At 53.8% G+C, this 3354-nt stretch carries 3 protein-coding genes; all 3 read right to left on the bottom strand.

Going from position 1 to position 3354, the window contains the following annotated elements; genetic code table 11:
* Nucleotides 1-343 precede the first annotated feature (343 nt).
* Nucleotides 344-1084 (bottom strand): transporter substrate-binding domain-containing protein, encoded by a 741-nt coding sequence (locus tag AC221Y_RS22270; protein WP_486708489.1) that lies wholly within the window; start codon nt 1082-1084, stop codon nt 344-346.
* 572 nt (nt 1085-1656) lie between these two features.
* Nucleotides 1657-2955, bottom strand: a complete 1299-nt coding sequence (locus AC221Y_RS22265; RefSeq protein WP_299758563.1) for an HlyD family type I secretion periplasmic adaptor subunit — start codon at nt 2953-2955, stop codon at nt 1657-1659.
* Nucleotides 2952-3354, bottom strand: a 403-nt coding sequence (locus tag AC221Y_RS22260; protein WP_486708488.1) for an ATP-binding cassette domain-containing protein, incomplete at its 5' end; no start/stop codon positions are given. The genes AC221Y_RS22260 and AC221Y_RS22265, both read right to left, overlap by 4 nt.

Here is a 3354-nt window from a genome sequence, read left to right as displayed (position 1 = left end):
TTCGATCCAAAGACGGCACCCCAGTGACGTTCCGCTCCGACTTGGTGCCACCATATGTGCACAAGACCAGAACGCTGGAAGTGGCCGTTGGATCAATTTGAGGCCGAAACGTCCAAGCTGTGGTTGAGAAAATGCACTGGGAGCAGAGCGCATACGCCAGGTTTTTCGCTCCTTTCGCGACAGCATAAGGTTCCGTGAAGCAGGCATTGGAGACCCGGAGAGTTGAAGTCCTAGACTGACAAGACCCGCGGCTAGAGTGGCGTAGCCTGCGCTTGCAGTGTACGTATTCTCCAGCATCGGCAAGTTCGCAACTGAACGCACGCAATTGTACGAATTCTAGCTTTCACACGATTGGAGCCACGCTCAATCCATCGACTTTATGCTTTGTGATCAGGTCGGCAACAAAGCCCGATGCCTTGAGATCCTCGACCGTCTTAAAGAGCCAAGATGCCGCTTCGGCGTTTTTGCGCGGGGTCCCTATCGCTTGCTGTACCGCACTAAACTGCCCGTCAAGGAGGCGAGCACCTGGTAGTCGCAAAACGTCCACGATGAGGCGCGGGCGCAATCCAGCAAGCGCATCAAGCCTCTGTTCAACAAAGGCATCAAAGGACTGATCGATACTGTCAGTTTGCACGAGTTCAGCATGGCGGAGGTTGTTTTCAAGCCAAAGTCCGTAGGCGGCTCGTCCCTTGGTTGCGATGCGAATTCCTGGTCGGTCAACCTCAGCAATCGAACGGATCTGTGATCCAGCGGGCACCAGATAGGTAGACTCGATCTCACAATACGCTGCACTGAATGCAATTGTCTTTGCGCGCTGCGGCTCTGCGCCGATATTGCCGATATCCCACTCGTCTTTCTCTGCGGCGTCCGCCAGTGAACCGGGATCGGGATACAAGACGTACTGAATTGAAACTCCAAGCCGGGTCGCAATCTCCGTCGCCATATCAGGGGATACGCCGACCGGGTCACCATTTGGGGCCTTGCCTGTTACCAATAGAAAGTTGCTCAGATTTATACCCGCACGCAGCGTTCCGTTTGGCGCTAGCTCTGCCAAGATGGCGGGATCGACATCAAGTTTAGCCACGAAAGATAACCTCGCTAAAGCAGTCAATAGTCAAAGGGCTTGGGGGACCATTAGTTTTGGCACTGCCCTATATCAAAATATTGCCAGAAGTTGACGATAACACAAGGTCACATAGCCGACCGTGGTTCTCACCGAGCAAAATGAAGAAACGCTTTCTTAATCCACACCGCGTACACTCCAGAGCCTCGAACCGATGGTTCTGCACAGTGGCTGCCATGGGCATATCTCGTTTGCCTATTGGTGACATGAAGTCAGATTTGATGTTCCAGGCTAAGCGCTAAATTCGTCGGTGCGTTGTGACCTACCAAATCGATGCCAAGTTCTTCCTTAAAAGGTGGCCGCGTAGTTATTCGTACGTCCACGGACGCCCAATTGCGCGCCTTCACCGCAAGCGCTCCGCGTTGAAACGCGACTCGTGCTTTGGCAGACTGCAGACGGCGCAAACTCCAAGACGCAACTGTAGAGAATTCACGTCGGCCGGCGAGTGTACAAAAGAGAGACACACGTGCGAATGAACTTTAACTGCCTAATCTTCGTCCGTGGCCACCTGCATGAAATGCCGTCAGCACAACTTAGTCCCCACGGAACGCGCGTTGGAAATAAACTGTAAGCGGCTGTGTCAAATACGACAAAGGCGTTCGATCTTCTGTTTTGAGGAATGCCTCAACGGGCATACCCGGTAGAAGCTCTACGTTTTCCAGCTTCGCAAGCGCTTCGGCATCGGGCCGCAAAATGGCCTCATAGTAACTAAGCCCGGTGACCTCATCTGTCTGTGCATCTGCTGCGACGCGTACGACCTTGCCCAGAACTTCCGGTGTCGTCCGCCGGCTAAACGTCGTAAACATCAACCGAACATCCTGGCCGGAATAGACCTGTTCAATGTCGTTGGGATCAATGCGTGCCGAGACTTGAAGCGGTTGATCACCAGGAACAATGAACGTGATAGGCTCAGCCGCAGAAATGACAGCCTGGGGGGCCAATACGCGGCTATCAAAGACAATTCCATTGACCGGCGCCCGGATATCCAAGCGAGACAGTCTCTCAATCAAACTCAAGCGCCTCTCCTTGAGCTCTATCTCAGAATACTGGATGTCACGAAGCTGCGTAATGGCAGCTTCACGGCGCGCGTCAGCAAGGCGAAGGGCTTCGATTGCTAGTCCCGAGATACGGGCAGCGCTTTCGGCGATGCTTGATGTCAGACGACCGATTTCCCCTTCAAGGCTCGCTTGCTGGCGCTGCAGAGCCAGGAGGCGCGTGGTTTCGACCAAACCTTTATCAAACAGCGACTGCACATCTGCCAGCTCCTGCTCGATGAGGGTAAGCTGTTTTTCAAAGGAGACCTGCTGAGATTCGGCGCCTTCAATCTGTCTTTCGATCTGAGACTGTTGTTCCGTGAGTTGCTCAAGTTCCCGCACCAATGAGCGTTTGCGGGCTTCAAAAAGGTTTTTCTGCCCGGCAAGTTGATCTTCGACAGTTGCTGTTTCAATAATCATAAATTCAGGACGGTCTTGGTAGGTAAAGTCATCTGCATCATCACGTTCTGCTACCAGTCGAGTGCGACGGGCGAAAATCTCGACGAGCTGTTGTTCGATGATGGCCAGTTCGGAACTCAAGAAAGTCCCGTCGAGTTTCACAAGAATGTCTCCGGCCGCCACCGTGTCACCGTCGTGCGCAAGAATCTCACCGACAACACCGCCCTCTGGATGCTGAATGACCTGACTGCGGCTTTCGACTTGTACTTTGCCGGAGGCCACAACGGCCCCTGCAATTTCGGTCTGGACACTCCAAACTCCAATGCCACCCAAAAGTAGGACGACGGCTCCAAATCCTAGGGTTAGTGGCAATCGGGCCCCCCAAACTCGCTGGCTCATGGCGTGCCCCCACCAACGGCGCGTTGGACGTCGCCGGCATTCTTCATCATGGATTTTATTATTTCGTCCCTGGGTCCGTAGGCTGCGACCTTCCCTTGATCCACGACGAGGAGATTGTCACAGGTCGAGATAGCCGTTGGCCTATGGGTCATAATCAAGACGGCCTTGCCTTCGGCTTTCATTGTGTTGACGACCGCATTCAGGGCTTCGGAGCCTTCCGCATCCAAAGCGGAATTTGGCTCATCCAGAACAAGCAGGACTGGATCGTTATAAAGGGCACGTGCCAATGCCAGGCGCTGTTTTTGCCCTCCCGAGAGCTGTGCGTCGGCCACTCCAATTAATGTGTCGTAGCCGTCTGGCAGCTTGAGAATGATTTCATGAACGCGCGCCTTCTTGGCG

This window comes from Boseongicola sp., from assembly GCF_057460485.1.
Note: the sequence above shows the minus strand (reverse complement) of the source record. Positions and strands in the feature narration are given on the sequence as shown.